The sequence below is a fragment of the Brevundimonas sp. P2_A6 genome (assembly GCF_056404975.1).
In genome coordinates this window covers 47,297-72,994 of sequence record NZ_JBFUCZ010000005.1, presented here as the reverse complement: position 1 = coordinate 72,994, position 25,698 = coordinate 47,297, and the positions used below count along the sequence as shown (strand labels likewise).

The following is a 25,698-nucleotide window of genomic DNA, read 5'->3' as shown; positions in this document are numbered from 1 at the left end:
ATGGTCGTCGCGGACCGCAGAAGCGTCCTGACCGGCATCGGTGCGCTGGGCCTGGTCGGCTGCGCGCCACAGACAGCGCCCGCGGCTGCTCCCGCAGCGGCCCACCCGGAAGCATTCGACCTTTCCGCGCTGGAGGCCGAACACGGCGGCCGTTTCGGCTTCTTCGCCCACGACCTGGGTTCGGGCCGACGGCTGACCGCGCGCGGAGACGAACGGTTCGTCTATTGCTCGACGTTCAAGATGTATCTGTCGGCCGCGACGCTGCTGAAAGTTCAGGCGGGTCAGGAACGACTGGACCGCGCCGTCCCCATCACCCGCGCAGACATGCTCGACCACGCCCCGGTGACCGAGCCCGCCATCGGTTCCAGCCTCAGCGTCGAACGCCTGATGCAGGCCGTCGTCGAGGTCAGCGACAATCCCGGTGCCAACCTGCTGCTCAAGTCGCTGGGCGGCATCGAGGCCATGCGCGCCTTCTATCGCGGCATCGGCGATGACACGACCACGGTCGATCGCTTCGAACCCGAGATGAACCGCCTGGACGGCATCAAGGACACCATCACGCCCGCCCAATCCGCAGCCAACCTCCACCGCCTGTTCATCGACCCGACTTCGCCGCTGTCGGCTGAATCGAAGACGATGCTGCTGGGCTGGATGTTCACCTCGCCGACCGGCACCGACCGCATCAAGGCGGGTGTCCCCGACGGCTGGCGCGTGGCGCACAAGACCGGCACGGGCGGTTATGGCCCGACCAACGACATCGGCATCCTGTATCCGCCGACCGGTGATCCCATCATCGTCGCCACCTACTACCACGCCACGCGCACCACCTCCGACGCCCAGAACGCCGCCGTCATCGCGCAAGCAACCCGTCTGGCCCTGAGCCAGCTCGGTCGCGCATGACCGACACACCCGTCATGATGAAGGACGGCATGGCCCGTCCGACCGGCGGCGACATTCGCGGCTGGCTGATGCGCGGCGAGGTCGGCATGGCGGTCGGCGTGATCGGCGTCATCCTGCTGCTGATCCTGCCGGTGCCGAAATTCCTGCTGGACCTGCTCCTGGCCATCAGCCTGGTGTCGTCTGTGCTGATCCTGATGACGGCGCTGATGATGAAGCGTCCGCTGGACTTCGCCATCTTCCCGACGGTGCTGCTGATCTCGACCCTATTCCGGCTGGGCCTGAACCTGGCTTCGACGCGCCTGGTGCTGACCCACGGCCACGAGGGCCACGATGCCGCCGGTCAGGTCATCAACGCCTTCGGTGCCCTGATGATGGGCGGCAGCTTCATCATCGGCATCATCATCTTCGCCATCATCCTGGTGGTGAATTTCGTCGTCATCACCAAGGGTTCAACCCGGATCGCCGAAGTGTCCGCCCGCTTCACCCTGGACTCCATGCCGGGCAAGCAGATGGCCATCGACGCGGACCTGTCCTCGGGCCTGATCACCGAGGATCAGGCCAAGATCCGGCGCAAGGAGCTGGAGCAGGAATCGACCTTCTTCGGGGCTATGGACGGTGCGTCCAAGTTCGTGCGTGGCGACGCCATGGCCGGGCTCATCATCGTCTTCATCAACGCCATCGGCGGCATCCTGATCGGCACGGTCCAGCACGGCCTGCCGATCGGCGAGGCGGCCAACACCTATATCCAGTTGACCATCGGCGACGGTCTGGTCACCCAGGTCCCGGCCATCATCATCTCGATCGCCGCCGGTTTCCTGGTGTCCAAGGCCGGCGTCGAGGGTTCCGCCGACAAGGCCCTGGTCGCGCAACTGGCCACCAACCCGGTCAGCCTGGGAATGGTGTCGGCCGCCGCCGGTCTGCTGGCCCTGATCCCCGGCATGCCGATCATCCCCTTCGCCGCCCTGGCCATCGGCGCGGGCTTCATGGCCTGGCGTCTGGGTCGCGCCAAGCTGAAGCCCCAGCCGGTCGAGAACGACGCCGTCAACGCCAAACCCAAGGAAGACATCGAGGAGCCCATCGGCACGGCCCTGACCATCGACGAGGTCAAGATCGAGCTGGGCTATTCGCTGCTGACCCTGATCAACGATCTGGAGGGCCGCCGCCTGACCGATCAGGTTCGCGCCCTGCGCCGCGCCCTGGCCCAGGAATACGGCTTCGTCATGCCGTCGGTGCGCATTCTCGACAACATGCGCCTGCCGACCCAGGGCTATGCCATCCGGATCAAGGAGATGGAGGCCGGTTCAGGCGAGGTCCGCCTCGGGTCGCTGATGGCCATGGACCCGGCCGGACGGCAAGTCGAACTGCCCGGCGAACACACCAAGGAACCCGCCTTCGGCCTGCCCGCCACCTGGATCGACGAAAACCTGCGCGAAGAGGCCACCTTCCGCGGCTACACCATCGTCGATCCCTCGACGGTCTTGACCACCCATCTGACCGAAATCCTCAAGGAGAACATGGCCGACCTGCTCAGCTATGCCGAGGTGCAGAAGCTGCTGAAGGAACTCGGGCCGGAAGAGAAGAAGCTGGTCGAGGAACTGGTGCCGTCCGTCGTCACCGTCACCACGCTGCAACGCGTGCTCCAGGCCCTGCTGCGCGAGAAGGTCTCGATCCGCGATCTGGGTGCCATTCTGGAAGGCCTGGCCGAGGCCGCCCCGCACTCCAGTTCCGTCACCACCCTGGTCGAGCACGTCCGCACCCGCCTGGCCCGTCAGCTGTGCTGGCAATACAAGGGCGACGACGGGGCCCTGCCCATCATCACCCTGTCGCCCGAATGGGAAAGCGCCTTCGCCGAGGCCCTGGTGGGCGGGGGTGAGGACAAGCAGTTGGCCATGGCGCCGTCACGGCTTCAGGACTTCATCCGCGCCGTCCGTGACGTCTTCGAACGCGCCGCCATGTCTGGCGAAAGCGCCGTCCTGCTGACCGGCCCGCAGATCCGGCCCTATGTCCGCTCCATCATCGAGCGTTTCCGGGGTCAGACCGTGGTCATGAGCCAGAACGAGGTCCATCCCAAGGCGCGCCTGCGGACCCTGGGTTCGGTCTAGTTCACCCGCACGAAGCCGCCCGCCGAGGCCGCGCGCGCGGCTTCGTTGGTCGGCCGGGCGATCAGACCCGACTGGGTGATCCAGACCTCATAGGTCCCGCCGTTCGCCATCGGCATATAGGCGGCCGACCCATACAGGGTATCGACGGCGTCGACATAGCGCCGATACTTTCGCGCCATGTCCCACACACCCAGCGACCACGGCGTCTGCACGCCCGCGACGGTGCCGGGTTCCTCGACATAGAGGGCGTGCACGCTGCGGGCCCCGGTGCGCTCCTGCTCGATGTCCTGATAGCGGCCGGACAGACGATCCAGTCGATACTGGCTGTCCAGGCCCAATACGTTGGCCCATGGCTTCCACTTCAGGACCTGTGCCTCCATCCGCCACTCGTCGCCATTGACGGGATAGACGGCCATCCGCGCCGGCGTCTCTCCGTTGGCGGGCTGGGTCACCGTGACCTCGAAATATTGCGGGGCCAGCTGGCGAACCGCCAGGCCCGCCACGGGCCGCTCATAAGTCAGGCGCGAATAGGTCTGCACATTCTGCCCCAGCAGCGCGGCGCCCAGCGCGCCCGTCAGCAGCACGCCGCCTGCCAGGGTGCCGAACAGTCCACCGAAGAACCGACCCTTGAACAGGCCCGCCAGACCGCTGATCAGGATCAACGCTCCGATGACGGCCACGGCCGTTGGGATGAACCACCACCACGACACCATGAAATCGAACTCCCCAAACGGCACAGCTTCTTAACCGAATGCTTTAGGCCTGCATGTGTTGCGCCGCGAACGACTTCTCTGGACAGGCGATATGGCTTCGCTAAAGCACGAAGTCATGGTTTCGTTGTCGCATATCGTTTCGCGGGTGGGCCCGCTTCTGCGCCAACGCACCCTCGGGCGCTCGATCGTCCTGCTGCTGTCGGCTGCCATACTTCTCCTGCTGGTCGTCAATGCCACGACGTTCGTGATGATCCAGCGGACGGCCGCGTTCAACGACCAGGTCGAGGCGGCATGGCAGGCGCGCCGTTCGGGCCGCATCCTGCTGTTGAACCTCAAGGACGCCGAATCAGCCCAGCGCGGCTTTGTCCTTACCGGCCTTTACACCTTCCGCATGGATTACGAGCGCGCCGTGGAGACCAACGCCTATCTGATCGACGGCATGGCAGAGCGGTTGGGAAACGACCCCATTGACGCCGCGACCGTCGAGGCGGTCACGCGCCTGTCGCGCGACAAGATTCTGGAGATGAACTCGGTCGTGGCCCTCAGCCAGAGCGGGCAGGGTCAGCAGGCCATGCGAAGAATTTCGGAAGGTGACGGCAAGTCCCTGATGGAACAGCTGGAATCCGAACTGGGGGATCTGGACAGCCGGATGGGGTCCCGCTTGGCCGAGCGACGGGACCAGTCGGAGGGATCGGCCACCTTCACCGCGGTCGTGAACGGGATCGCCGGTCTGCTGATCCTGATGCTGGGGGTTGTCGTCTTCCTGCTGGTCCGGCGCTATCTGGCTGGGCTCAAGGATGCCCAGGCCGCGATCGACCGCGTGAACGCGGGTCTTGAGGAAACGGTGAAGGCCCGCACCGCTGCCCTGATCCGCTCGAACGAAGAGGTGCAGCGCTTCGCCTATATCGTCAGCCACGACCTGCGTTCGCCGCTGGTGAACGTCATGGGCTACACCGCCGAGCTGGAACAGGCGGGCAAGACCATCGACCTGCAGATGACCAAGGTCGAGACCGTGGCCCCGGAGCTGCTGGAACGCGATGCCCTGATCGCCGCGCGCGAGGATATCCCCGAGGCTGTCGGCTTCATCCGGGCGTCGACGGAAAAGATGGACCGTTTGATCAACGCCATTCTGAAGCTGTCGCGCGACGGGCGGCGCAATCTGGTGCCCGAAACCCTGGATGTCGGGGCCATCGCCGCCCAGATCGCCGATACGGTCCGTCATCAGCTGGACGAATCCGAGACCGAGGTCGTGATCGGCGACATGGTGCCGGTCGAAAGTGATCGCCTGTCGATGGAACAGATCGTCGGCAACCTGATCGACAACGCCGTGAAATATCTCCAGCCCGGCCGTCCAGGTCATATCGAGGTGTCGGGGCGCGATCTGCCCGGGGGCTGGGTCGAAATCGCCGTCGCCGACAATGGCCGGGGCATCGCTGAAAAGGACCACGAACGGGTCTTCGAACTGTTCCGCCGCGCAGGTCGGCAGGATCAAAAGGGGGAGGGCCTGGGACTGGCCTTCGTCCGGAACAGCGTTCGTCGCCTGGGTGGTGAGATCACGGTCGATTCCGTTCTGGGCGAAGGCTCGACATTTCGTCTTAAATTCCCCAAACGCCTCATCCTCGACGACGCCGGAGACGCCCTTTGACCAACAGCAATCCCGTAAAGATCGTGATGGTCGAAGACGATCACGGCCATGCCAAGCTGATCGAGAAGAACATCCGTCGGGCCAACATCTCGAACGAGATCGTTCATTTCGACCATGGCCAGCCGGCCCTCGACTATCTGTTCAGCGAGGAGGTCCGCGCCAACGGCCCGATGCTGATCCTGCTGGACCTGAACCTGCCCGACATGAGCGGCACCGAGATCCTGGCCGAGGTCAAGAAGGACGAGCGCCTGAAGCGCGCACCGGTCGTCGTCCTGACGACCACCGACGACAAGACGGAGATCCAGCGCTGCTACGACCTGGGCTGCAACGTCTACATCACCAAGCCGGTGGACTATGAGAGCTTCGCCGGGGCGATCCGGCAGCTGGGCCTTTTCCTGTCGGTCATGCAGGCTCCGGACATCGAATGACGCCTGAAAAGCCGCCCATCCGGCTGCTCTATATCGACGACGATCGCGGCCTGTCGCGGCTCGTGCAGAAGGAACTCGCCCGTCACGGATACGAGGTGACCTTGGCCGCCGACGGCGATGCGGGAGTCGCGGCGCTGGATGCCGGTGAATACGATGTCTGCGCGCTGGATCACTACATGCCCGGCCGTGACGGGTTGGACGTTCTTCCCGAACTGCTGCACCGCCCCGCGCCACCTCCGGTCGTCTATGTGACAGGGGCTCAGGAAGGCCGCATCGCCGTCGCGGCCCTGCGCGCCGGCGCGGCCGACTACGTCATCAAGGATGTGTCCGAGGACTTCACCGCCTTGCTGCGCCGGGCGCTGGAGGACGCCCTTCTGCGCCGCCGCCTGGAACGCGAGAACGAGCAGGCCCAGGAACAGGTCCGCATGGCCCGCGACCGCGCCGAGGCCATGCTGCGTGAGGTCAACCACCGCGTCGGCAACTCGCTTCAGCTGGTCTCGACCTTCATGTCGCTGCAACTGCGCCATCTCGCCGACGAGGGCGCCCGCAGTGCCCTGAAGGAGGCGCAGGCCCGGATCGAGGCCGTGGCCCACGTCCACCGGCGGCTCTACACGTCCGGCGACATGGAGACGGTCGACATGCAGGCCTATCTGGAGGGTCTGGTCGATGAACTGTCCAAGTCGCTGGGACCCGACGACTGCTCGCCCAACATCACGCTTCAGGCCAGCGCCATGAGGGTCACCACCGACCAGGCCGTGTCGCTGGGCGTCGTGGTGACCGAGCTGGTCACCAACGCCGTGAAATACGCCTACGCCCCTGGTCAAACCGGCGAGATCCGCGTGATCCTGGCCCCCGACGCCGCCGGGCGCGCGATCCTGACGGTGGAGGACGACGGACCCGGCCTGGGCGACGGCAAGCCCAAGGGCACGGGTTTGGGCGGCAAGATCATCACCGCCATGGCGTCTGGCCTGCGGTCGGCGGTCGAATTCGACGGGGCGCACAAGGGCGTCCGGGCGCGACTGGCTTTCGATCTGTGAAGCCCGCGCTTCAGTTCGGGCGGGCGGATCCCGGCACCGAGTATCTGCATCGGCCCGCCGTCTTTGGCCTGGTCTTTCACGACGAGAAGATCGCCTGCGTCCGGGTCACCCGCGACACGCCCTACTACGACCTTCCCGGAGGAGCGATCGACGGTGACGAAACCGAGCAGCAAGCCCTGATCCGCGAGTTCGTCGAGGAAACCGGCATGAGCATCCGGCCGCTTGAGCGCATCGCCGAGGCCGGCCAGTTCTTCCTCAAGTCAGACGGCGCTGCAGTCAACAACGTCGGCGGCTTCTGGATCGCCGAAATGCTGGCCATCGATCCTGCGCGCAAGATGGAGGCCGACCACGAGCTGGTCTGGCTGCATCCCCGCACCGCGCTGGCCGAGCTTCGCCACGACGCCCACGCCTGGGCCGTGGCGAAATGGCTCAGACGCTAAGCTGGACCATACGGAACGCCGAACCGGGTCGTTCGCTCTTGATGCCGAAGCGCCGCCGCTGTGGCCGACGCCGAATATCAGGAGCCTCGCCATGGCCGATCATGATCGTATTGAAGGTGCTGCCAAGAACGTCGGTGGCAAGATCAAGGAGGGCTTCGGCAACCTGACGGGTGACGAAAAGCTGAAAGCCGAAGGCAAGGCCGATCAGGTCGAAGGCAAGGTCCAGAACACCGTCGGTGGCGTCAAGGACAGCCTGCGCGACAACGACAAGCGCAGCTAGATCTTTCACGGATTTTCACGATGACGCCGTCCCTCGCGGGGCGGCGTTTTCGTTTGTCTAGCGGGTCAGGGCCCGCATGGCCCGGTCGAGACCGTCCAGGGTCAGCGGAAACATCCGCTCGTCCATGACCTCGCTCAGAAGCTTCACGGACGCCGTGTAGCTCCAGTATCGCTCAGCCACCGGGTTCAGCCACACCGACTTGTCCCATTGAAGTCGCGCGCGTCGCATCCAGACCGCGCCGGCCTCCTCGTTCCAATGCTCGACCGACCCGCCCGGCATCGTGACCTCATAGGGGGACATGGTCGCGTCGCCGACGAAGATGGCCCGCCAGTCGCCGGGGTATTTATTCAGCAGGTCCCAGGTCGGGATCTTCTCGGCGTGACGTCGCCGATTGTCCTTCCAGACGCCCTCGTAGAGACAGTTGTGGAAGTAGAAGAACTCCAGGTTCTTGAACTCGGTCTTCGCGGCGGAGAACAGCTCCTCGCACAGCTTGATGTGGCCATCCATCGACCCGCCGACATCCAGGAACAGCAGCACCTTGATGGTGTTGCGTCGCTCGGGCCGCATGCGGATGTCCAGCCACCCCTGGCGCGCCGTCCCGTCGATGGTGCCGTCGATGTCCAGCTCCTCGGCCGCGCCCTCGCGCGCGAAGCGGCGCAGACGGCGCAGGGCGACCTTGATGTTGCGGGTGCCCAGTTCGACGGTGTCGTCCAGGTTCCGGTATTCGCGCTTTTCCCAGACCTTGACCGCGCGGCCCTGTTTGGCGGGCCCCCCGATCCGCACACCCTCGGGGTTGTAGCCGCCGTGGCCAAAGGGGCTGGTGCCGCCGGTGCCGATCCACTTGGATCCGCCCTCGTGGCGCTCCTTCTGCTCCTCCATGCGCTGTTTCAGGGTTTCCATCAGCTTCTCGAACCCGCCCAGCGCCTCGATCTCGGCCTTTTCCTCGTCGGTCAGGAACTTCTGGTTCAGCAGCGCCAGCCAGTCTTCGGGCACGTCCAGGCCCGGTTCCTCGCCCGCGCCGACCGTCTCGATGCCCTTGAATACCGTCCCGAACACCTGGTCGAAGCGGTCGTAATGCTTCTCGTCCTTGACCAGCACCGCGCGCGACAGGTGGTAGAAGTCCTCGACCCGTCCCCCGGCCACGTCCTTGTCCATGGCCTCCATCAGATGAAGCCATTCCTTGGTCGACACAGGCACCTTGGCCTGACGCAGGGCGGTGAAGAACGGCAGGAGCATGGTCCGAACCTGAGCCTGGATCAGCCGCGCCGCAAGATGAACTCGTCGTCCATCCAGGTGCCGACCGGATACCGATACTCACCCGCCTTCTCGAACCCATAGGCGGCATACAGCCTCTGCGCCTTCACATTGCCGCTCCAGACGCCGATCCACAGAGGGCCGTCGGTGTTGTCCTCCATCCAGTCCAGCGACACCTTCAGCAACTGGGTGCCCAGCCCTAGGCCCTGGGCATTGCGGCCGACATACAACCGTCGCAGCTCGCTGTGGCTCGGCCGGGCGTCGGGGTGGGGTAAAGTGTTCGCGCCCACATTGGCAAAGGCCAGCAAGGTCCCATCGCGCTCGGCGACCCACCAGGCCGCGCCTGGTTCGGCCAGCTTGCCGGTGATGGTCGCTTCGTTGAAACTGGTGTCGAGAAAGGCGGTCAGATCGTCTTTCGGATAGGGAATGGCGAACCCATCCTCGGCCACGAAGGTGTCGATGAAGGTCTGGCGACCCAGCACGCCGAGAGCGGCGGCGTCGGCGGGGCGGGCGGGGCGGATCATGGCGTCGGTCATGGCCACGGTTTGCCGCGAACCGGCGCCCCGCTCAATCCCGCATGCTCGATGAGACTTGGGTCCGGCGAGACTCGCTTCTATCCTGCGTTCGATGTCCGTCGCCCTGTTCACCCACCCCGACATGATCGCCCACGCGCCCGGCGGTGGTCACCCGGAGCGTCCCGAGCGGCTGTCCGCCGTCATGGCCGCGCTGGACGATTCGGATCTGTCGCTGGAGCGTCGTGCCGCAACCGAGGCGACGATCGCCGACCTCGAACGCATCCATCCGGCGGCCTACGTCTCGCGCATGATCGAAGCATCACCGACGTCCGGCCTGGCGCAGCTTGACGCCGACACCGTCCTGTCGCCGGGTAGCGTCCGTGCCGCCCGCCTCGCCGCCGGGGCCGTAATCGACGCGGTCAGGGCGGTCGCGGAGGGCCAGACCGCGCGCGCCTTCGCCGCCGTCCGCCCGCCGGGCCATCATGCCGAGCCGAACCAGGCCATGGGCTTCTGCCTGTTCTCGAACGTCGCCATCGCCGCCCGTGTGGCCCAGGGCCTGGGAATGGCTCGCGTCGCCGTGGTCGATTTCGACGTTCACCACGGCAACGGCACCCAGGCCGCGTTCGAGGCGGACGACAGCCTGTTCCTGGCCTCCATCCACCAGATGCCGCTGTATCCCGGCACAGGCGCGCCGTCGGAGACCGGGGTCGGCAATATCGTCAACGTCCCCGTCGAGCCCCATGCCGCGCGCGAATCATGGCGGGCCAGCTTCGCCGGTGGGCTGATGCCGGTGCTGGACGATTTCGCGCCGGATCTGATCCTGATCTCGGCCGGCTTCGACGCCCATCGCCGCGATCCGCTCGCCCACCAGTCCCTGGAGGCCGAGGATTTCGCCTGGGCGACCCGCGCTGTGCTGGAGGTCGCGCGCCGTCGATGCGGCGGCAAGGTTGTCTCTTCGCTGGAGGGCGGTTACGACCTTGAAGGACTGGGCCGCTCGGCCCTCGCCCATGTCCGGGCCTTGGGGGAGGCGTGATACAGGGTCCAGGCGGTCGTTCCGCCCGTATCTCCGTCTTACCATGATGCCAGACACCCTTGATCATCCTCAGGCAGAAACGCGGACGCCCGCCTTGGCCGCTTCGCGCGCCATCGCCCCGCGACCTGGTTCGATCACCCTGGCCCGTCACGGAGAGCCTGCGTTGTCGCGCAAATGCCTGCTGACGGCGGACCAGTACCGCGACTGGTGGGCGAAATACGAGCTGGGCGGGCTGCTGGCGGGTCAGACGCCGCCGCGCGAGCTGCTGGAAACCGCCCAGGGGGCCGGGGTCATCTTCGCCTCTACCCGCCAGCGCGCCCAGGAGACCGCAGCCGCCATCTCGGCCGGACGCGAGGTCACCTCCGACGTCCTGTTCATCGAGGCCCCCCTGCCGCCGCCGCATTTTCCGTCGTGGTTCAAGCTGCCGCCCAAATACTGGGGGGCCGTGGCGCGCTTCTGGTGGCACGCCTTCGATCACCACGACGGGCAGGAAACGCGCCGCGAAGCCGAGGCCCGCGCCGAACGCGCCGCCCGGAAACTGATCGCTCGTGCACAGACCGGCGAGGACGTCCTGGTCCTGGCCCACGGCTACTTCAATCACATGGTCGGCGGCCGCCTCAAGGCCGACGGCTGGAAGCTGGTCCACAACCAGGGCTTCCGATACTGGTCCCAGCGGCGTTACGAGCGGGTTTGACGCTTCCCCGTTGAAGCGAGCGCATCGCCCCTCTAGGGTCTGAGGCGATGTCAGACGCAACGCCTTCCGTTCCCGCCGATCTCAGCTTCGAGGATGCCCTGTCGCGGCTCGAGACCATCGTCTCGCGCCTCGAATCCGGCCAGGCCCCGCTCGAGGAATCCATCACCCTCTACGAAGAGGGTGCCCGGCTGAAGGCGCACTGTGAGGCCCGGCTGAAAGCGGCGCAGTTGCGGGTGGACAAGATCGTCGTCGGTGCTGACGGGTCCGCCAAGGGCATCGAGCCGGCCGAGTTCAGCTGATGGCGACCGCGCTCGCAGACCGCATCGATTATGCCGCCTTCGCCGCCGTCGATATCCGCGTCGGCCAGGTCGTCCGTGCCGAAGCCTTTCCCGAGGCGCGCAAGCCCGCCTACAAGCTGACCATCGATTTCGGCACCGACATCGGCGTCAAACGCTCCTCGGCGCAGATCACCCACCATTACACGCCGGACCAACTGGCGGGCCGCAAGGTCGCCGCCGTCGTCAACTTCGCCCCGCGCCAGATCGGCCCCTTCATGTCCGAGGTGCTGACCCTGGGTTTCCCCGATGCGGCGGGCGAGGTGGTTCTGATCGGCGTGGACCGTGACGTCCCCCTGGGTGGGAGGCTGTTCTGATGCGCCTTGCCGCCAATGCCCCGTTTCAGAGCGTGGCGGACCGGGTGGCCGAGGTCGCCGACATGGTCACCGTCGCGCTGGATGAACTGTTGCCCCGCGCTGATGGCCCGGAATCGCGCTTGACCGAGGCGATGCGCTATGCCGCCCTGGGCCCCGGCAAACGCCTGAGGCCCTATTTCGCCATGGAGGCGTCCCGGCTGTTCGACATCGAGGAACGCCCCGTGCTGCGGGCCGCCTGCGCCCTGGAATGCGTCCATGCCTACAGCCTGGTGCATGACGACCTGCCCTGCATGGACGACGATGACATGCGCCGCGGCCGCCCGACCCTGCATCGGGCCTATGACGAGGCGACGGCGGTGCTGGCGGGCGATGCGCTCCAGACCGCCGCCTTCGACATCATCCTGCACGAGGATACGCACGAGGACGCCAACATCCGCTGCGCCCTTGCGGCCAGGCTGTCGCTGGCCAGCGGCGCGCGCGGCATGGCGGGTGGCCAGATGGTCGATCTGCTGGGCGTGCGCGACGACCTGGAGGGCGTCGCCCGCATGCAGCGGCTCAAGACCGGAGCCCTGTTCACCTATGCCTTCGAGATCCCCCTGATCGTCGCCAAGGCCAGCGAGCGGCATTGTCAGGCCCTGACCGACTTCGCCCACGACATCGGCCTGGCCTATCAGATCGTCGATGATCTTCTGGACTTCGATGGCGACGAGGCTGTGCTGGGCAAGGCGGCGCAGAAGGACGCCGCCCAGGGCAAGACCAACTTCGTGACCCTTCTGGGCGTCGACGTGGCGCGGCATCGGGTCGCGCAACTGGCGGATCAGGCGCGTGGACACCTCGACGTGTTCGGTGCCGATGCCGAAAACCTCAAGGCCAGCGTGGACTTCGTGCTAAATCGAAGGTCGTAGTGAGGAAGCGACCGGCGTCAGACCGGCCGACAAACAGACAATAAAGCCAAGGTTTGCGCGTTCGATGCCCGACACTCCGCTTCTCGACAAGGTTCACGTCCCCGCCGACATGCGCGGGTTCGACGCCGCCCAGCTGAGGCAACTGGCCGACGAACTGCGGGCCGAGACGATCGATGCGGTCTCCACCACCGGGGGACATCTGGGGGCCGGCCTTGGCGTCGTCGAACTGACCGTCGCCCTGCACCATGTCTACAATACGCCCGACGACATCCTGATCTGGGACGTCGGCCACCAGTGCTATCCGCACAAGATCCTGACCGGTCGCCGCGACCGTATTCGCACCCTGCGCATGGGCGGGGGGCTGTCCGGCTTCACCAAGCGGTCCGAGAGCGAATACGACCCCTTCGGCGCGGCCCATGCCTCGACCTCCATCAGCGCGGCCCTGGGTTTCGCCGCCGCTCGCGATCAGCAGGGCAAGAAGAACAAGGTCGTGGCCGTTATCGGGGACGGGTCGCTGTCCGCCGGCATGGCCTATGAGGCGATGAACAACGCGGCCGAAACGACGGGTCAGCTGACCGTCATCCTCAACGACAACGACATGTCGATCGCGCCCCCCGTCGGCGGCATGAGCGCCTATCTGGCCAAGCAGGTCTCGGGCGGAGCCTATCAGAACTTCCGCAAGTTCGGCCGCGAGGTGGTCCAGCACATGCCGCGCCCGTTCCGCGAGGCGGCGAGGAAGGCCGAGGAATACGCGCGCGGCATGATCGTTGGCGGCACCTTCTTCGAGGAACTTGGCTTCTATTATATCGGGCCGGTCGACGGCCACGACATGGACAATCTGGTCCCCATCCTGAAGAACGCCGCCGCCATCACCGACCGTCCGGTGGTCGTCCACGTCGTGACCCAGAAGGGCAAGGGCTATGCCCCGGCCGAAAGCAGCGCCGACAAGCTGCACGCCGTGGTCAAGTTCGACGTCGTCTCGGGCAAGCAGTCCAAGTCCGTCTCCAATGCGCCCAGCTATACCAAGGTGTTTGGCACCGAACTGATCAAGCGCGCAGCGATCGATCCGACCATCGTCGCCATCACGGCCGCCATGCCGTCGGGCACCGGTCTGGACCTGTTCGGCCAGGCCTTCCCCAAGCGCACCTACGATGTCGGCATCGCCGAGCAGCATGCGGTGACCTTCGCCGCCGGTCTGGCGGCGGACGGCATGAAGCCGTTCTGCGCCATCTATTCGACCTTCCTTCAGCGCGGCTATGACCAGGTCGTCCACGACGTGGCGATCCAGAAACTGCCGGTCCGTTTCGCCATGGACCGCGCCGGTCTGGTGGGGGCCGACGGCTCGACCCACGCCGGCTCCTTCGACATCGGCTACATGGGCGCTCTGCCCGGCATGGTGCTGATGGCGGCGGCGGACGAGGCCGATCTGGCCGCCATGATCGCCACCGCCTGCGAGATCGACGACCGGCCCTCGGCCTTCCGCTATCCGCGCGGCGACGGCGTGGGCGTGGAGATCCCGGAACTGGCCGCTCCGCTGGAGATCGGCCGGGGCCGCATCGTCCGCGAAGGCACGGCAGTCGCCATCCTGTCGTTCGGCACGCGCCTGCAGGAATCGCTGAAGGCCGCCGACCTGCTGGCCGCCCACGGCATCTCGGCCACCGTCGCCGACGCCCGCTTCGCCAAGCCCCTGGACCACGACCTGATCACCCGTCTGGCGCGAGAGCACGAGGCGCTGATCACGGTGGAGGAGGGGGCCATGGGCGGCTTCGGTGCCTTCGTGCTGCAGTTCCTGGCGTCGGAAGGCGCGCTGGACACGGGCCTGAAGATCCGCACCCTGCACCTGCCCGACGTCTTCCAGGACCAGGACGCGCCCGCCGCGCAGTACGTCACCGCCGGGCTGGACGCGGATCACATCGCGGCGGCCGCGCTGAAGGCGCTGGGGGTCGATGCGGCAAGGGGCGCGGTGAGGGCCTGACCTTCCCTTCTCCCCTTGCGGGAGAAGGTGGCCCGCAGGGCCGGATGAGGGGTACGACGACGCAGGCGAAATGAGCGGGACAGACAGCTCACCGGCCGGACCGGGAGTCACCCCTCATCCGACTTCGCTTCGCTCAGCCACCTTCTCCCGCAAGGGGAGAAGGAAAGGCTCACGCCGCCTTCTTCACCTGATTTCCGTCATCCAGCAGCACGACCGTCGGCGACCACTGGCGCGCTTCTTCCTGCTCCAGCTGGCCATAGGTCACCACGATGACCTTGTCGTTCTTCTGCACCAGACGCGCGGCCGCGCCGTTGACGCCGATCACCTTGGATCCGCGCGGGGCCTCGATCGCATAGGTGGTGAAGCGGGCACCATTGGTGATGTTCAGCACATCGACCTGTTCGTTCGGGAATATCCCGGCCGCGTCCAGCAGATCGCCGTCGATGGCGATGGAGCCTTCGTAGTCCAGGTCGGCCTGCGTCACCGTCGCGCGGTGCAGCTTGGACTTCATCATGGTGACCAGCATGGGGAGTGCGGTCCGATCGTGACGCGGGGCGATTGGCCCCCGCTCGCAGGCCGCTCATATAGGGATTTCGCAGTGCGGCATCAATCGCGATGCCGCGTCGATCAGGGCATCAGCAGACGGCGCGGCCGGGCCAGGCTGGCCCCCGGCTCATAGGCACCGGGCCGACGACGCGTCAGGGCGAGCGCAAAGCCCATGGTCACCCCCATGGCCAGCATGGACGATCCGCCATAGCTGATGAAGGGCAGGGTCATGCCCTTGGTCGGGATCAGGTTCAGGTTCACCGCCACATTAATCGAGGCCTGCAGCCCGATCAGCATGAACAGGCCTGCGGCCGCCGTCTGTTCGAACGGATCGTTCATCTTCATCGCCTTGCGCATGCCCCGGATGACGATGAAGGCATACAGCGCGATCATAGTCAGGCTGAGCATCAGGCCGAACTCCTCGGCCCCGACCGAATAGATGAAGTCGGTGTGCAGGTCGGGCACGGAGCGCTTCATGACTCCCTCGCCGATGCCGCGCCCGACCAGGCCGCCGGCGCGGATGGCCTGGGACGCGCGGTCGATCTGATGGGTGTCCTCGATGCCGGGGGAAACGAACTTGGCCACGCGGGCCTGGACGTGGGGGAACAACAGATAGATGGCCGTGGTCCCCGCCGCGAAGGCCCCCATCAGCACCGCGACCCAGCGCAGCGGCACACCCGCCATGAAGAAGACAGCCATGAAGGTGGTGGTGATCAGCAGGGTCTGGCCGATGTCCGGCTGGATCAGCAGCAGGGCCACGACGACCATGTAGAAGCCAAAGGCGATGGAGACGCCGGGCACGCCCTGGCCTTTCTTGCCCTCCGCGAACATCCAGGCGGCGAAGACGATCAGGCTGGGCTTGGCGAACTCGGAAGGCTGAAGACTGAACGGACCCAGGTTCACCCAGCGCGCGGCTCCTTTCACCGTGTCGCCGATGAACGGCAGCATGGCCATGACGACGATGGCGCCCAGCAGGGCCAGAACCGCGATACGGCGCACGCCGCGAGGGCTCAGCAGCGACAGGGTCAGCATGATACCGACGCCGCCTGTGGCCCAGACGATCATGCGCCAGGAATAGTGGAAAGGGTCGGTGATCGATTCGTCCGCCAGGATGGCGGCGGGCGAGGACGCGAAGCTCAGCGCCACGCCCAGGCCGATCAGCGTCAGGGCCGCGCCCAGCAGCGCCCGATCGACCGTCCAGAACCACTGGGCGATCGGGCTGGGGTCGTTGCGCGAGAACGGATGGCTATAGGGGGCGGTCGCGTCGGTCATGGTTTCTCAACCATGAACCGAAGGGGTAGCGCCGAGGTTAAGAACGGCGGCCCGGAACGCCTCTCCGCGCACCTCGAAATCGGGAAACTGGTCGAAGCTGGCGCAGGCGGGGCTGAGCAGGACGACCTGATCTCCGCCCGCCTGTGCCGCGTCAGCGGCGGCCAGGGCGACGGCGGTGGCCATGTCATGGGCGATGACATGGGGGGTGTCGCCCAAGGTCCGGGCAAAATCCTCGGCGGCCTCTCCGATCAGATAGGCCTTGGTCACGCGCGGGAAGAGGTCGCGCAGATCCTCGATCCCGCCGTCCTTGGCCCGCCCCCCGGCGATCCAGAAGCTGGTCGGATAGGACATCAGGGCCTGACGCGCGGCGTCGGCGTTGGTGGCCTTGGAGTCATTGACGAAGCGGACGGCGCCGAGATGGCCGACCGTCTCCATGCGGTGGGCCAGGCCGGGGAAGGTCATCAGGCCTTCGACGGCGGCCTCATGCGGAACACCCAGGCGAACGGCCGCGCCATAGGCAAAAGCCGCGTTCTGGCCATTGTGACGTCCCGGGAGCGAACGCGCGTTGCGCATGTCAGCGATTGTTTGCGAGTTATCGCGCCGTTCCATCGTCAGAACACCGTCCACGGCGCGAAAGCCGAAACCGCTGCTGAAGGCGTTGAGAGGTTCTCGGCTGAAGTCTCCCGCGGCGCGCGTGCTGACACAGGCAGTGGCCCAATCGTCATTTATGTCGTCAGCAATCCAGTAGCTCCAGACGTCATCGTTACTGATCATAGCCGCGCTGGCTCGATCGGCCTGGGGGTTAGCAAAGATCCTTTTCTTCGCCGCGACATAGCCCTCCATCCCGCCGTGGCGATCAAGGTGATCGGGGCTGATGTTGGTCAGGATGGCGACGTCGGGGGCGAAACTGGTGGTCAGGTCCAGCTGATAGCTGGAGACCTCGACGACGTAGACGGCGTCCGGTGTCGGGGCCGGGAGGGCCAGCACGCCGATGCCGATGTTGCCGCCGATATGGACCGTCAGGCCCGCCTGTTTCAGCACCCAGCCGATCAGGGCGGTGGTCGTCGACTTGCCGTTGGTGCCGGTGATGGCGACTACGCGGGGGCGCTCAGCCTCCGGGATGGCAGCCATCGCGCGGGCGAACAGTTCGATGTCGCCGATGACCGGGACGTCGACGGCACGGGCCTTGTCGACCGTCCAGTGGGGTTTGGGACGGGTCAGGGGCGCGCCGGGCGACAGCACCAGGGCGGCGAAACCGGACCAGTCGGCGGTGGTCAGGTCCTCGACGACGAAGCCCTCGGCCTCGGCCTGCATCCTGCCCGAGACGCCGTCGTCCCAAAGGATGGGGATGGCCCCACCCGCCTTCAGCGCCCGCGCCGCCGTGATGCCCGATCGGCCCAGGCCGAAGACGGCGACGCGGCGGCCCTGATAGCCCGGGACGGGGATCATCGGCCTACCGCAGCTTCAGCGTCGAAAGCCCGACCAGGGCCAGCATGGCGGCGACGATCCAGAAGCGGATGACCACGGTCGATTCCGGCCAGCCCAGCTTTTCGAAATGGTGGTGGATGGGGGCCATCAGGAAGATGCGTTTCTTGGTGGCCTTGAAATAGGCGACCTGGATCATGACCGAGGCGGCCTCGATCACGAACAGACCGCCGACGATGCCCAGCACCAGCTCGTGCTTGGTGGCGACGGCGATGGAGCCGAGCGCGCCGCCCAAGGCCAGCGAGCCCGTATCGCCCATGAAGATCTTGGCCGGCGGGGCGTTGTACCACAGGAACCCGGTCCCCCCGCCGATGATGGCGGCGCAGAAGATGGCCAGCTCGCCCGACCCCGGCACATGGTGGACGCCCAGATAGTCCGCGAAAATGAAGTTGCCGACCAGATAGGCGATGACCCCGAACGCCGCCGCCGCCATCATCACCGGCACGATCGCCAGGCCGTCCAGCCCGTCGGTCAGGTTCACCGCGTTCGAAAAGCCCACGATCGTGAAGGCCACGAACGCGACGTAGAACCAGCCGATGTTCAACAGCACGTTCTTGAAGAACGGAAAGGCGATGGACGTCTCCAGACCTGGCGAGGTGGGCGACCGCGTCGTCCACAGCACGACCAGGACGCCGGCGATGACCGAGACGATCACCTGGGCCACCAGCTTCTGTTTGGAGGTCAGGCCGGCCGAGGTCTGTTTCGTCACCTTGGCATAGTCGTCGACGAAGCCCAGCACCGCGAAGGCGGCGGTCACGGCCGAGACGATCCAGATGTAGGGGTTGGTCAGGTCGCCCCACAGCAGCACGGCGACCGCGATGCCCGCCAGGATCATCAGCCCGCCCATGGTGGGGGTGCCGACCTTGGACAGATGGCTGACGGGGCCGTCGGCGCGGATCGGCTGACCCTTGCCCTGCTTGACCCGCATATAGGCGATGAAGCGGCTGCCCATCATGACGGCCACGATCATGGCCGTGGCCATGGCCAGGGCGACACGCACCGTCTGGTACTGGACCAGGTTCAGCAGCGGGTAGTCCTTCGCCGCGTCGCCGAAATACAGATAGAGCAGATAAAACATTAGGCCCCCCGGGAAGTGTCTCGCTCTAGCCTCAGCAGCGCCGCCGCGACAAGCGAAGCCTTGGACCCGTTGGAGCCCTTGACCATGACGATGTCGCTCGGCCCGACCAGATCGGCCGCCTGATCTGCCAGCGAAGACGCGCTCTCGGCCCAGATGCCCCGGCGCTCGGGACTGATGGCGTCGTACAGGTGCCGCATCTGCGGACCCGCCGCATGGACCACATCGATGGCGGCGGCCTCGATCGCGGGGGCAAGGCCCGCGTGCAGGGCCTGCGCCTGATCGCCCAGTTCCAGCATGTCGGTCAGGACCACGACGCGCCGTCCGTCCCGCTCGACCGCCTTGGCGCCGAGGGACAGGAAGCCCGCCTTCATCGACAGCGGATTGGCGTTGTAGCTCTCGTCGATCAGGGTGAATGCCCCGCGCGGCAGATGCACGACGCGCGTCTCGCCCCGGCCTTTCAGCGGCTCGAAATGGGCCAGAGCCTCCAGCGCCGTCTCGACCGGCACGTCCAGCGCGTCCAGCATCAGGATGACGGCCAGGCTGTTCAGCCCCCAGTGAAAGCCGGACTGTCGAAGCGGGAAGACATGCGTGCGGCCATAGACCTCGGCCGTGACGCGGGCACCCTCGGCGTTCGGGGTGAAGTCGATCAGTCGAGCGTCGTGCGCTGTTTCCGACCCGAAGGTCGCGACGCGGGCCCCGACGTGCAGCGCCGCTTGATGCAGCAGGTCTTCCCACGGATTGTCGCCGTTGATGACGGCCAGGCCACCCGGCCCCAGCCCCTGGAAGATCGCGGCCTTTTCGCGAGCGACCCCGGCCTCGCCGTCGGCGAAGGCCTCGATGTGCACCGGGCCGACGGTGGTGACGCAGGCCGCGTGGGGCTGGACCATCTTCGACAGGGGCGCGATCTCGCCCGGCGCGTTCATGCCGATCTCGAACACGGCGCGCTCTACCGCCGGATGCATGCGGGCCAGCGTCAGCGGCACGCCGATGTGGTTGTTGTAGCTCTTGATCGAGGCATGGGCGGGACCGGCCAGGTCCAAACCCGCCTTGATCGCCTGGGTGACGCTGGTCTTGCCGACGCTGCCGGTCACGGCCCCGCGTCGGACATGGGGCGCGCGATCGCGAGCGGCGGCCCCCAGCGCCTCCAACGCGCGCAGGGTGTCGGGCACGACGATGCAGGGACCGCCGTCGACCGGACGTTCCACCAGGGCCCCGGAGGCTCCGGCGGCGAAGGCGCTGGCGGCGAAGTCGTGCCCGTCACGCGCGCCCTTCAGCGCCAGGAACAGGTCGCCCGGCTCGATCTCGCGGCTGTTGTAGGTCAGCCCGTTCGCGTCGAAGACCCCGCCCTCGATCTTTCCGCCCGTGGCCGCTGCGATGTCTTGGGCCGTCCAGAGGGACGGAAGGGTGTCAGGCATTTAAGCGCAGGGCCTCGGCGAGTTCAGTGGCGTCGTCGAACGGGTGAGTCGTCCCGCCCACGATCTGACCCTGTTCATGCCCTTTTCCCGCGACGACGACCACATCGCCGTCGCGCATCGTGGCGACGGCCTCGCGGATGGCGGCGCGGCGGTCGCCGATCTCGAGCGCGAAGGGGCAGCCGGCGCGGACCTGGGCGCGGATCGCCTCCGGATCCTCGGAGCGAGGGTTGTCGTCGGTGACGATGACGATGTCGGCCAGACGTCCGGCGATCTCTCCCATCAGGGGCCGCTTGCCCTTGTCGCGGTCGCCGCCCGCGCCGAACACGACGATCAGGCGGCCGGTGGCGTGGGGACGCAGCGCCTTCAGCACCGTCTCAAGCCCGTCGGGCGTGTGGGCGTAGTCGACATAGGCTTCGCCCCGCCCACCGGATACGCGCTGCAGGCGGCCGGCGGCCCCGGTGATCTTTTCGAGGGCGTGCAGCACTTTGGCGGCGTCCTCGCCGGCGGCGATGCACAGGCCCGCTGCGACCAGGGCGTTGGAGGCCTGAAACGCGCCGGCCAGAGGCAGCAGCACATCGTGGCGGTCGCCGCGCACGTCGAGGATCAGGCGCTGCCCTTCAGGAACCGCGCGACGCTCGATCAGCGACAGGTCCCGGCCGCGTTCGCCCACGCCCATGACGCCCAGGCCCGACATGATCGAGGCGGCGGCAAAGGCGTTGTAGGCGTCGCTGTCGGCGTTCAGCACGGCGGTCCGGCCGCGCGGCAACAGGGTTTCGAACAGCCGCAGCTTGGCGTTGCGATAGGCGTCCATATCGCCGTGATAATCCAGGTGATCCTGGGTCAGGTTGGTGAAGGCGGCGGCCTTCAGCGTAACCCCGTCCAGGCGGCGCTGATCGATGCCGTGGGACGAAGCCTCCAGCGCCAGGTGGGTCACGCCGCCCTCGGCCAGGGTAGCCAAAAGACGCGCGGCATCCCCGGCATCGGGGCTGGTCAGGCCGGGCGGGGTCAGGCTTTCGCTGATCGATCCTGCCTGGGCCACCACGCCGAGGGTGCCCATGCTGGCGGCCTTGAGGCCGAGCGCGGCCCAGATCTGGCGACAGAAGGCGGCGACCGAGGTCTTGCCGTTGGTGCCGGTGACGGCGACGCAGGTCGCGGGCTGGGTGCCATAGAAACCGCGCGCGGCCAGGGCGTAGGCGCGGCGCACGTCACCCGACCGCACCAGCAGGGGCGCGGCCCCGTCTGGCGTGTCCTGCGGGGCCAGGACGGCCGCAGCCCCCTGCGACAGGGCCTGTGGGATGAAGGCGCGGCCATCGGCGGCGGTCCCGGGCAGGGCGACGAAAAGCGATCCGGGCGCGACCTTGCGGCTGTCGGCCGTGACGCCAGTGATCATCGGATCGGCGGCGACATCGCGGCGCAGCAGGTCGGACAGACGGATCGCGCTCACGGGTTGGCAACCGTGGTTGCCGGCGGATCGAAGCGGCGGGCCAGCCCCAGGAAGGGGGCGATGCGGTCGGCGACGCGGCCGACGACCGGCGCGGCGATCGCTCCACCCAGCCGCGACCCCTGGCTCGGCTCGTCGATCAGCACGAAGATCACATAGCGCTGCGCATCGTCCGGCCCGTCCGACGGGAAGACGGCGGCGAACGATCCGATGCCGTGGCTGGGGTCATAACGGCCGTTGACGAGCTTGTTGGCCGATCCGGTCTTGCCCCCGACATGCAGGCCCGGCGCGTCGGCCTGCTTGCCCGAGCCGCGCAGGACGTTGGCGCGCATCAACTGGCGGACTTCGGCCGAGGTCTCGGGCCTGATCACGCGCCGCCCTTCGACCCCCGCTCCACCTCGGCGCAACGACATCGGGCGATACAGGCCGCCATTGACCAGGGCCACGGTCGCCGCCGTCATCTGCAGCGGCGTGATCATGATGCCGTATCCAAACGACATGGAGGCACGGGTGGAATCCGACCAGTCGCGGGGCAGGCGCGGGCGCGCGCTTTCCTTCAGCTCGATCGGCGCGGCGTCCAGCAGGCCCAGCCGCTGGAAATAATCCCGCATCCCCTGCGACCCCAGCTCGACCGCCAGCCGCGAGGTGCCGATGTTGGAGGAATGCAGATAGACCTCTTCCAGCGACAGGACCCGGTTGGTGGCATGGAAGTCGTGGATCGATCGGTTGCCGATCTGATAGGCGGCCGAGGCGTCCAGCATGGTGTTCATGTCGGCCTGGCCGGTGTCGAGGGCGGCGGCGATGGTGAAGGTCTTGAACACCGACCCCATCTCGTAGTGGCCCGACGTGACGCGGTTCAGCGCCTGATCGTCGGTGGCCGCGCCACGCCTGTTGGCGTCATAGGTCGGCCACGACGCCATGCCCAGGATCTCGCCGGTCTTGGCATCGGCCACGACCCCGACCGCGCCCTTGGCCCCGGCGGTGGACGCGACGGCGTTCAGTTCGTTCTCGAGCACGCCCTGGACGCGAAGGTCGATCGACAGGGCGAAGTCCTGACCCCGTTGGCCCGCCGCGCGGATGTCGTCGTTGAAGGCCAGTTCGGCCCCGGAGACTCCCTGGCCCCCGGTGTCCGCCACGCCGATCAGATGTGCAGCGGAGGCGTTCAGCGGATAAACGCGACGATCCTCGGGCTCGAACGAAATGCCACCCAGGGCCAGGGCGTGGACCGCTTGGCGCTCGGCGGGGGTCAGCCCGGGCTGGACGATCAGGCGACGGTCGCCATCCAGCACCCGACGCAGCTTCGTGGCCGATACGCCGGGCAGGGCGCGGCGGATCGCGGCGAAGGCCGCGTCCCGGTCCCAGACCTCGGACGGGTCGATGTAGAGGCCGTAGTGCACGATATTGGTGGCCAGCAGGGCACCGTTGCGGTCGGTCAGGTCGCCGCGCGTCAGGGCCCCGGCCATGGCGACCGATCCGCCGCCGTTCTTCGGGGCGAAAAGGGCGGCGTGGGCGGCTCCGATGGCCAGTCCGCTGAACACCACGGCGAAGACGATCTGGATCACGAAGATGCGGACGCGGGTATCTTCTTCAGGGCGGGCGTCGGCGTGCGCGCGCTCGAAGGCGTGTTCAACGAACCAGACCGCTTCGGCCGCCCAGCGCAGCCAGGGCGAGACGGTCGAGGTGATGGGCCGGGCCTGACGCGCGGTCGTGGTCGGCGGGCGATAGAAGCGGTGGTCCTGAACGCTCATCGCGGCTCCTCCTCGACTGGGGGCGCAGCGGAATCGGCCGCAGGCGCGGGCACCTCGGCCACGGGCGCGGGAGCGGCCGGTGCAGGCACGGGCGCGGGCTTGAGGTTGGTCAGCTGAGCCTCGTCGGCCTGGCGTGCCGCAGCGACGGGGGCCAGCCCGGCACCGCGCGACAGGGCTTCCAGCCGGCCCGGCTGTTCCAGACGGGCGGCCTCGGCACGCAGCAGACGCACCCGCTGGCCGGTCTCGGCGATGTCGCGTTCCAGCCGGCCGATCTCGGCGCTCTCGCGGGCGGCCGCCGCCTTGGCGATATAGACGGAGAAGACCAGGGCCCCGACGACGACGAAGCCGATGATCTCGATCCAGCGGATGCCGCGGACCTTCCAGTCGAACAGGGCCTGGACCGGATTGCGGGTCATGCGGCCGCCTTCCAGGCCGGGGCGTCGGTGCGCACGGCGGCGCGCAGCTTGGCCGAGCGGGCGCGGGGGTTTCCAGCCAGTTCGGCCTCGCCCGCCTCGCGCGCACCCTTGAACGACAGGGTGAAACTGGGCTTGCGGGTCTCCACCGCCATCGGGGCATGGCGCGATCCGCCGGGCGCATTGCCTGTGCGTTCGGTCAGGAAAGCCTTCACGATGCGGTCTTCCAGCGAATGGAAGGTCACGACGGCCAGCCGCCCGCCCGGTGCCAGGGTGGCCTCGGCCGCTTCCAGCCCGGCGGTCAGTTCGCCCAGTTCGTCGTTCACAGCGATGCGCAGGGCCTGAAACGTGCGGGTCGCGGGATGGGTGGGGGCACCGCGACGGCCGCCCAGGGCACGCTCCACGACATCGGCCAGGTCCAGCGTCCGCGTGAAAGGCTGCGTGATGCGGCGGCGCAGGATGGCGGTGGCGATCCGGCCCGACTGACGCTCGTCGCCGTACTGTTTCAGGATGTGGGCCAGGGGCCCGTGATCCCAGGTGTTGACGATGTCGGCGGCGCTGTCGCCTTCGCGCGACATCCGCATGTCCAGCGGGCCGTCGCGCATGAAGGAGAAGCCGCGATCGGCCTCGTCCAGCTGCATCGACGACACCCCGATGTCGAAGACCACGCCGTCCAGACGCTCCATTCCGCTGTCGGCGAAGGCCTGCGCCAGACCCGAGAACGGGGTCTGAACCAGGGTGAACCGGCCGGGATGATCGTTGGCGACGGCTTCGGCGTGGGGCCGGACGGTCGGGTCGCGGTCCAGGGCGATGACGGTCGCGCCGGTCGCCAGGATCGCGCGGGTATAGCCACCGGCCCCGAAAGTGGCGTCGATGATGACATCGCCCGGCGTCGGGGCGAGTGCCTCGATCACCTCGGCCAGCAGGACGGGGGCATGAGGGCCGCTCATTGATCACCGCCCGTGGTGCGGCGGGCGTCGCCACGCTCGCGCATGGCTTTGCGCGCCAGAACCCGGCGGTCGTCCTTGCGCGCATACCAGCGGGCGCGGTCCCAGATCTGGAAGCGGGGCCCCATGCCGACGATGACCACGTCTTCATCCAGACCGGCTTCCTGGCACAGGCTTTCGGGCAGGGTGATGCGGCCGCCGCCGTCATAGGCCAGCTGCTTCTGGCCGCCATAGACGGTTTCTTCCAGCGCGGTGCGCCAGTCGTCGCCGAACGGCAGCGCCTCGATCATGGCGACATATTCGGCCATCAGCTTGTCGCCGCCGGCCTCCAGACAGTCGGACTCGACCGAGAAGAAACAGAAGACGCCGTGTTCGGCCCCGTTCGCGGACGTGCGGAATTCCTGCGGGATCAGGAGACGGCGCTTGCCGTCCAGCTGCTTCTCACTGGTTCCGAGAAACACGCCTGCCTAACCGAGCCCGCCTTGGGCCCGCTCCCCCATCATCCCCGCGCCTGAAGTGCCGACGCCGCCAATCCCCAAATCACGGGACTGGGATAGCATGGGATGAACTGGGTCTCAATGGGATCGTGAAGGTCTCTTTAACCACGATTGACCCGTGACCACGCGGTTACACTGCATAGACCGTGAACATACACAGAACATGGCAAGTATTAACAGCCTGTGGGCAATGTGCGCCGCGTTTCGGGCCAAAGGGTTAATGGTGGTGGGGCTTCCAGAACCCCTCCGTTTCCTACGCTGCGCTCCGGATCCACCTCCCCAT

The 25,698-nt window shown here is 67.1% G+C and carries 26 protein-coding genes; 13 read left to right on the top strand and 13 right to left on the bottom strand.

What is annotated here, in order from left to right; translation table 11 throughout:
- Together bla and flhA are read left to right on the top strand one after the other, a co-directional pair.
- Window positions 1-900 carry a class A beta-lactamase gene (gene bla, locus AC1DW4_RS12560; RefSeq protein WP_477017604.1) on the top strand — a complete coding sequence of 300 codons (900 nt, stop codon included), beginning with the start codon at window positions 1-3 and terminating at the stop codon, window positions 898-900.
- 14 nt (window positions 901-914) lie between these two features.
- Window positions 915-3,002 carry a flagellar biosynthesis protein FlhA gene (gene flhA, locus AC1DW4_RS12555; protein ID WP_477017699.1) on the top strand — a complete coding sequence of 696 codons (2,088 nt, stop codon included), beginning with the start codon at window positions 915-917 and terminating at the stop codon, window positions 3,000-3,002.
- On the opposite strand, the gene AC1DW4_RS12550 is transcribed toward flhA, so the two are convergent.
- Window positions 2,999-3,715 (bottom strand): hypothetical protein, encoded by a 717-nt coding sequence (locus AC1DW4_RS12550; RefSeq protein ID WP_477017603.1) that lies wholly within the window; start codon window positions 3,713-3,715, stop codon window positions 2,999-3,001. The two genes, flhA and AC1DW4_RS12550, sit on opposite strands and share 4 nt — an antisense overlap.
- 115 nt (window positions 3,716-3,830) lie before the next feature.
- Here AC1DW4_RS12550 and AC1DW4_RS12545 point away from each other — a divergent pair, with 115 nt between their 5' ends.
- From AC1DW4_RS12545 to AC1DW4_RS12525, 5 genes are all read left to right on the top strand, one after another.
- Window positions 3,831-5,360, top strand: a complete 1,530-nt coding sequence (locus AC1DW4_RS12545; protein ID WP_477017602.1) for a sensor histidine kinase — start codon at window positions 3,831-3,833, stop codon at window positions 5,358-5,360.
- A gap of 26 nt (window positions 5,361-5,386) precedes the next feature.
- Window positions 5,387-5,788: a response regulator gene (locus AC1DW4_RS12540; RefSeq protein ID WP_477017698.1), complete on the top strand. Its 402-nt coding sequence runs from the start codon at window positions 5,387-5,389 to the stop codon at window positions 5,786-5,788.
- The gene (locus tag AC1DW4_RS12535) at window positions 5,785-6,825 is read left to right on the top strand and encodes a sensor histidine kinase (protein ID WP_477017601.1); all 1,041 of its coding nucleotides are present in this window, start codon (window positions 5,785-5,787) and stop codon (window positions 6,823-6,825) included. The genes AC1DW4_RS12540 and AC1DW4_RS12535 overlap by 4 nt, the downstream gene beginning before the upstream one ends.
- Window positions 6,822-7,265, top strand: a complete 444-nt coding sequence (locus tag AC1DW4_RS12530; RefSeq protein ID WP_477017600.1) for an NUDIX domain-containing protein — start codon at window positions 6,822-6,824, stop codon at window positions 7,263-7,265. Before AC1DW4_RS12535 ends, AC1DW4_RS12530 begins: the two co-directional genes overlap by 4 nt.
- A gap of 91 nt (window positions 7,266-7,356) precedes the next feature.
- A complete protein-coding gene (locus AC1DW4_RS12525) occupies window positions 7,357-7,545 on the top strand; it encodes a CsbD family protein (RefSeq protein ID WP_477017599.1) in 189 nt (62 codons plus the stop codon).
- A 57-nt stretch (window positions 7,546-7,602) separates the two neighbouring features.
- Here the strand turns inward: AC1DW4_RS12525 and AC1DW4_RS12520 are convergent, their stop codons facing one another.
- Together AC1DW4_RS12520 and AC1DW4_RS12515 are read right to left on the bottom strand one after the other, a co-directional pair.
- A complete protein-coding gene (locus AC1DW4_RS12520; RefSeq protein ID WP_477017598.1) occupies window positions 7,603-8,781 on the bottom strand; it encodes a vWA domain-containing protein in 1,179 nt (392 codons plus the stop codon).
- Window positions 8,782-8,801: 20 nt separating this feature from the next.
- Window positions 8,802-9,335 carry an N-acetyltransferase family protein gene (locus AC1DW4_RS12515; RefSeq protein WP_477017597.1) on the bottom strand — a complete coding sequence of 178 codons (534 nt, stop codon included), beginning with the start codon at window positions 9,333-9,335 and terminating at the stop codon, window positions 8,802-8,804.
- A 91-nt stretch (window positions 9,336-9,426) separates the two neighbouring features.
- Between AC1DW4_RS12515 and AC1DW4_RS12510 the strand changes: the two genes are divergently transcribed.
- The 6 genes from AC1DW4_RS12510 to dxs all read left to right on the top strand — a co-directional run bounded on the left by AC1DW4_RS12510 (window position 9,427) and on the right by dxs (window position 14,573).
- Entirely contained in the window at window positions 9,427-10,347 is a 921-nt protein-coding gene (locus AC1DW4_RS12510; RefSeq protein WP_477017596.1) for a histone deacetylase family protein, read from the top strand.
- Window positions 10,348-10,390: 43 nt separating this feature from the next.
- Window positions 10,391-11,041 (top strand): phosphoglycerate mutase family protein, encoded by a 651-nt coding sequence (locus AC1DW4_RS12505; protein ID WP_477017595.1) that lies wholly within the window; start codon window positions 10,391-10,393, stop codon window positions 11,039-11,041.
- A gap of 47 nt (window positions 11,042-11,088) precedes the next feature.
- Complete coding sequence (locus AC1DW4_RS12500; protein WP_477017594.1) at window positions 11,089-11,340, top strand: exodeoxyribonuclease VII small subunit; 252 nt, start codon at window positions 11,089-11,091, stop codon at window positions 11,338-11,340.
- Window positions 11,340-11,693 carry a tRNA-binding protein gene (locus AC1DW4_RS12495; protein WP_477017593.1) on the top strand — a complete coding sequence of 118 codons (354 nt, stop codon included), beginning with the start codon at window positions 11,340-11,342 and terminating at the stop codon, window positions 11,691-11,693. The genes AC1DW4_RS12500 and AC1DW4_RS12495 overlap by 1 nt, the downstream gene beginning before the upstream one ends.
- Window positions 11,693-12,598, top strand: a complete 906-nt coding sequence (locus tag AC1DW4_RS12490) for a polyprenyl synthetase family protein (RefSeq protein ID WP_477017592.1) — start codon at window positions 11,693-11,695, stop codon at window positions 12,596-12,598. The genes AC1DW4_RS12495 and AC1DW4_RS12490 overlap by 1 nt, the downstream gene beginning before the upstream one ends.
- Window positions 12,599-12,662: 64 nt before the next feature.
- Complete coding sequence (gene dxs / locus AC1DW4_RS12485; RefSeq protein ID WP_477017591.1) at window positions 12,663-14,573, top strand: 1-deoxy-D-xylulose-5-phosphate synthase; 1,911 nt, start codon at window positions 12,663-12,665, stop codon at window positions 14,571-14,573.
- Between the two features lie 169 nt (window positions 14,574-14,742).
- On the opposite strand, the gene panD is transcribed toward dxs, so the two are convergent.
- From panD to AC1DW4_RS12435, 10 genes are all read right to left on the bottom strand, one after another.
- On the bottom strand, window positions 14,743-15,099 hold the full coding sequence (gene panD / locus AC1DW4_RS12480) for an aspartate 1-decarboxylase (protein WP_477017590.1): 357 nt from the start codon (window positions 15,097-15,099) through the stop codon (window positions 14,743-14,745).
- A gap of 101 nt (window positions 15,100-15,200) precedes the next feature.
- Window positions 15,201-16,391: an FtsW/RodA/SpoVE family cell cycle protein gene (locus tag AC1DW4_RS12475; RefSeq protein WP_477017589.1), complete on the bottom strand. Its 1,191-nt coding sequence runs from the start codon at window positions 16,389-16,391 to the stop codon at window positions 15,201-15,203.
- A gap of 6 nt (window positions 16,392-16,397) precedes the next feature.
- Window positions 16,398-17,840: a UDP-N-acetylmuramoyl-L-alanine--D-glutamate ligase gene (gene murD / locus AC1DW4_RS12470; protein WP_477017588.1), complete on the bottom strand. Its 1,443-nt coding sequence runs from the start codon at window positions 17,838-17,840 to the stop codon at window positions 16,398-16,400.
- 4 nt (window positions 17,841-17,844) lie between these two features.
- Window positions 17,845-18,954 (bottom strand): phospho-N-acetylmuramoyl-pentapeptide-transferase, encoded by a 1,110-nt coding sequence (mraY, locus tag AC1DW4_RS12465; RefSeq protein WP_477017587.1) that lies wholly within the window; start codon window positions 18,952-18,954, stop codon window positions 17,845-17,847.
- Window positions 18,954-20,369, bottom strand: coding sequence for a UDP-N-acetylmuramoyl-tripeptide--D-alanyl-D-alanine ligase (locus AC1DW4_RS12460; RefSeq protein WP_477017586.1), 1,416 nt, complete (start codon window positions 20,367-20,369; stop codon window positions 18,954-18,956). Before AC1DW4_RS12460 ends, mraY begins: the two co-directional genes overlap by 1 nt.
- A complete protein-coding gene (locus AC1DW4_RS12455) occupies window positions 20,362-21,813 on the bottom strand; it encodes a UDP-N-acetylmuramoyl-L-alanyl-D-glutamate--2,6-diaminopimelate ligase (protein ID WP_477017585.1) in 1,452 nt (483 codons plus the stop codon). Before AC1DW4_RS12455 ends, AC1DW4_RS12460 begins: the two co-directional genes overlap by 8 nt.
- Window positions 21,810-23,558, bottom strand: coding sequence for a peptidoglycan D,D-transpeptidase FtsI family protein (locus AC1DW4_RS12450; protein WP_477017584.1), 1,749 nt, complete (start codon window positions 23,556-23,558; stop codon window positions 21,810-21,812). Before AC1DW4_RS12450 ends, AC1DW4_RS12455 begins: the two co-directional genes overlap by 4 nt.
- Window positions 23,555-23,974 carry a cell division protein FtsL gene (gene ftsL / locus AC1DW4_RS12445; RefSeq protein ID WP_477017583.1) on the bottom strand — a complete coding sequence of 140 codons (420 nt, stop codon included), beginning with the start codon at window positions 23,972-23,974 and terminating at the stop codon, window positions 23,555-23,557. The genes AC1DW4_RS12450 and ftsL overlap by 4 nt, the downstream gene beginning before the upstream one ends.
- Window positions 23,971-24,921: a 16S rRNA (cytosine(1402)-N(4))-methyltransferase RsmH gene (rsmH, locus tag AC1DW4_RS12440; RefSeq protein ID WP_477017582.1), complete on the bottom strand. Its 951-nt coding sequence runs from the start codon at window positions 24,919-24,921 to the stop codon at window positions 23,971-23,973. The genes ftsL and rsmH overlap by 4 nt, the downstream gene beginning before the upstream one ends.
- Entirely contained in the window at window positions 24,918-25,379 is a 462-nt protein-coding gene (locus AC1DW4_RS12435) for a division/cell wall cluster transcriptional repressor MraZ (protein WP_477017581.1), read from the bottom strand. The genes rsmH and AC1DW4_RS12435 overlap by 4 nt, the downstream gene beginning before the upstream one ends.
- Window positions 25,380-25,698 lie beyond the last annotated feature (319 nt).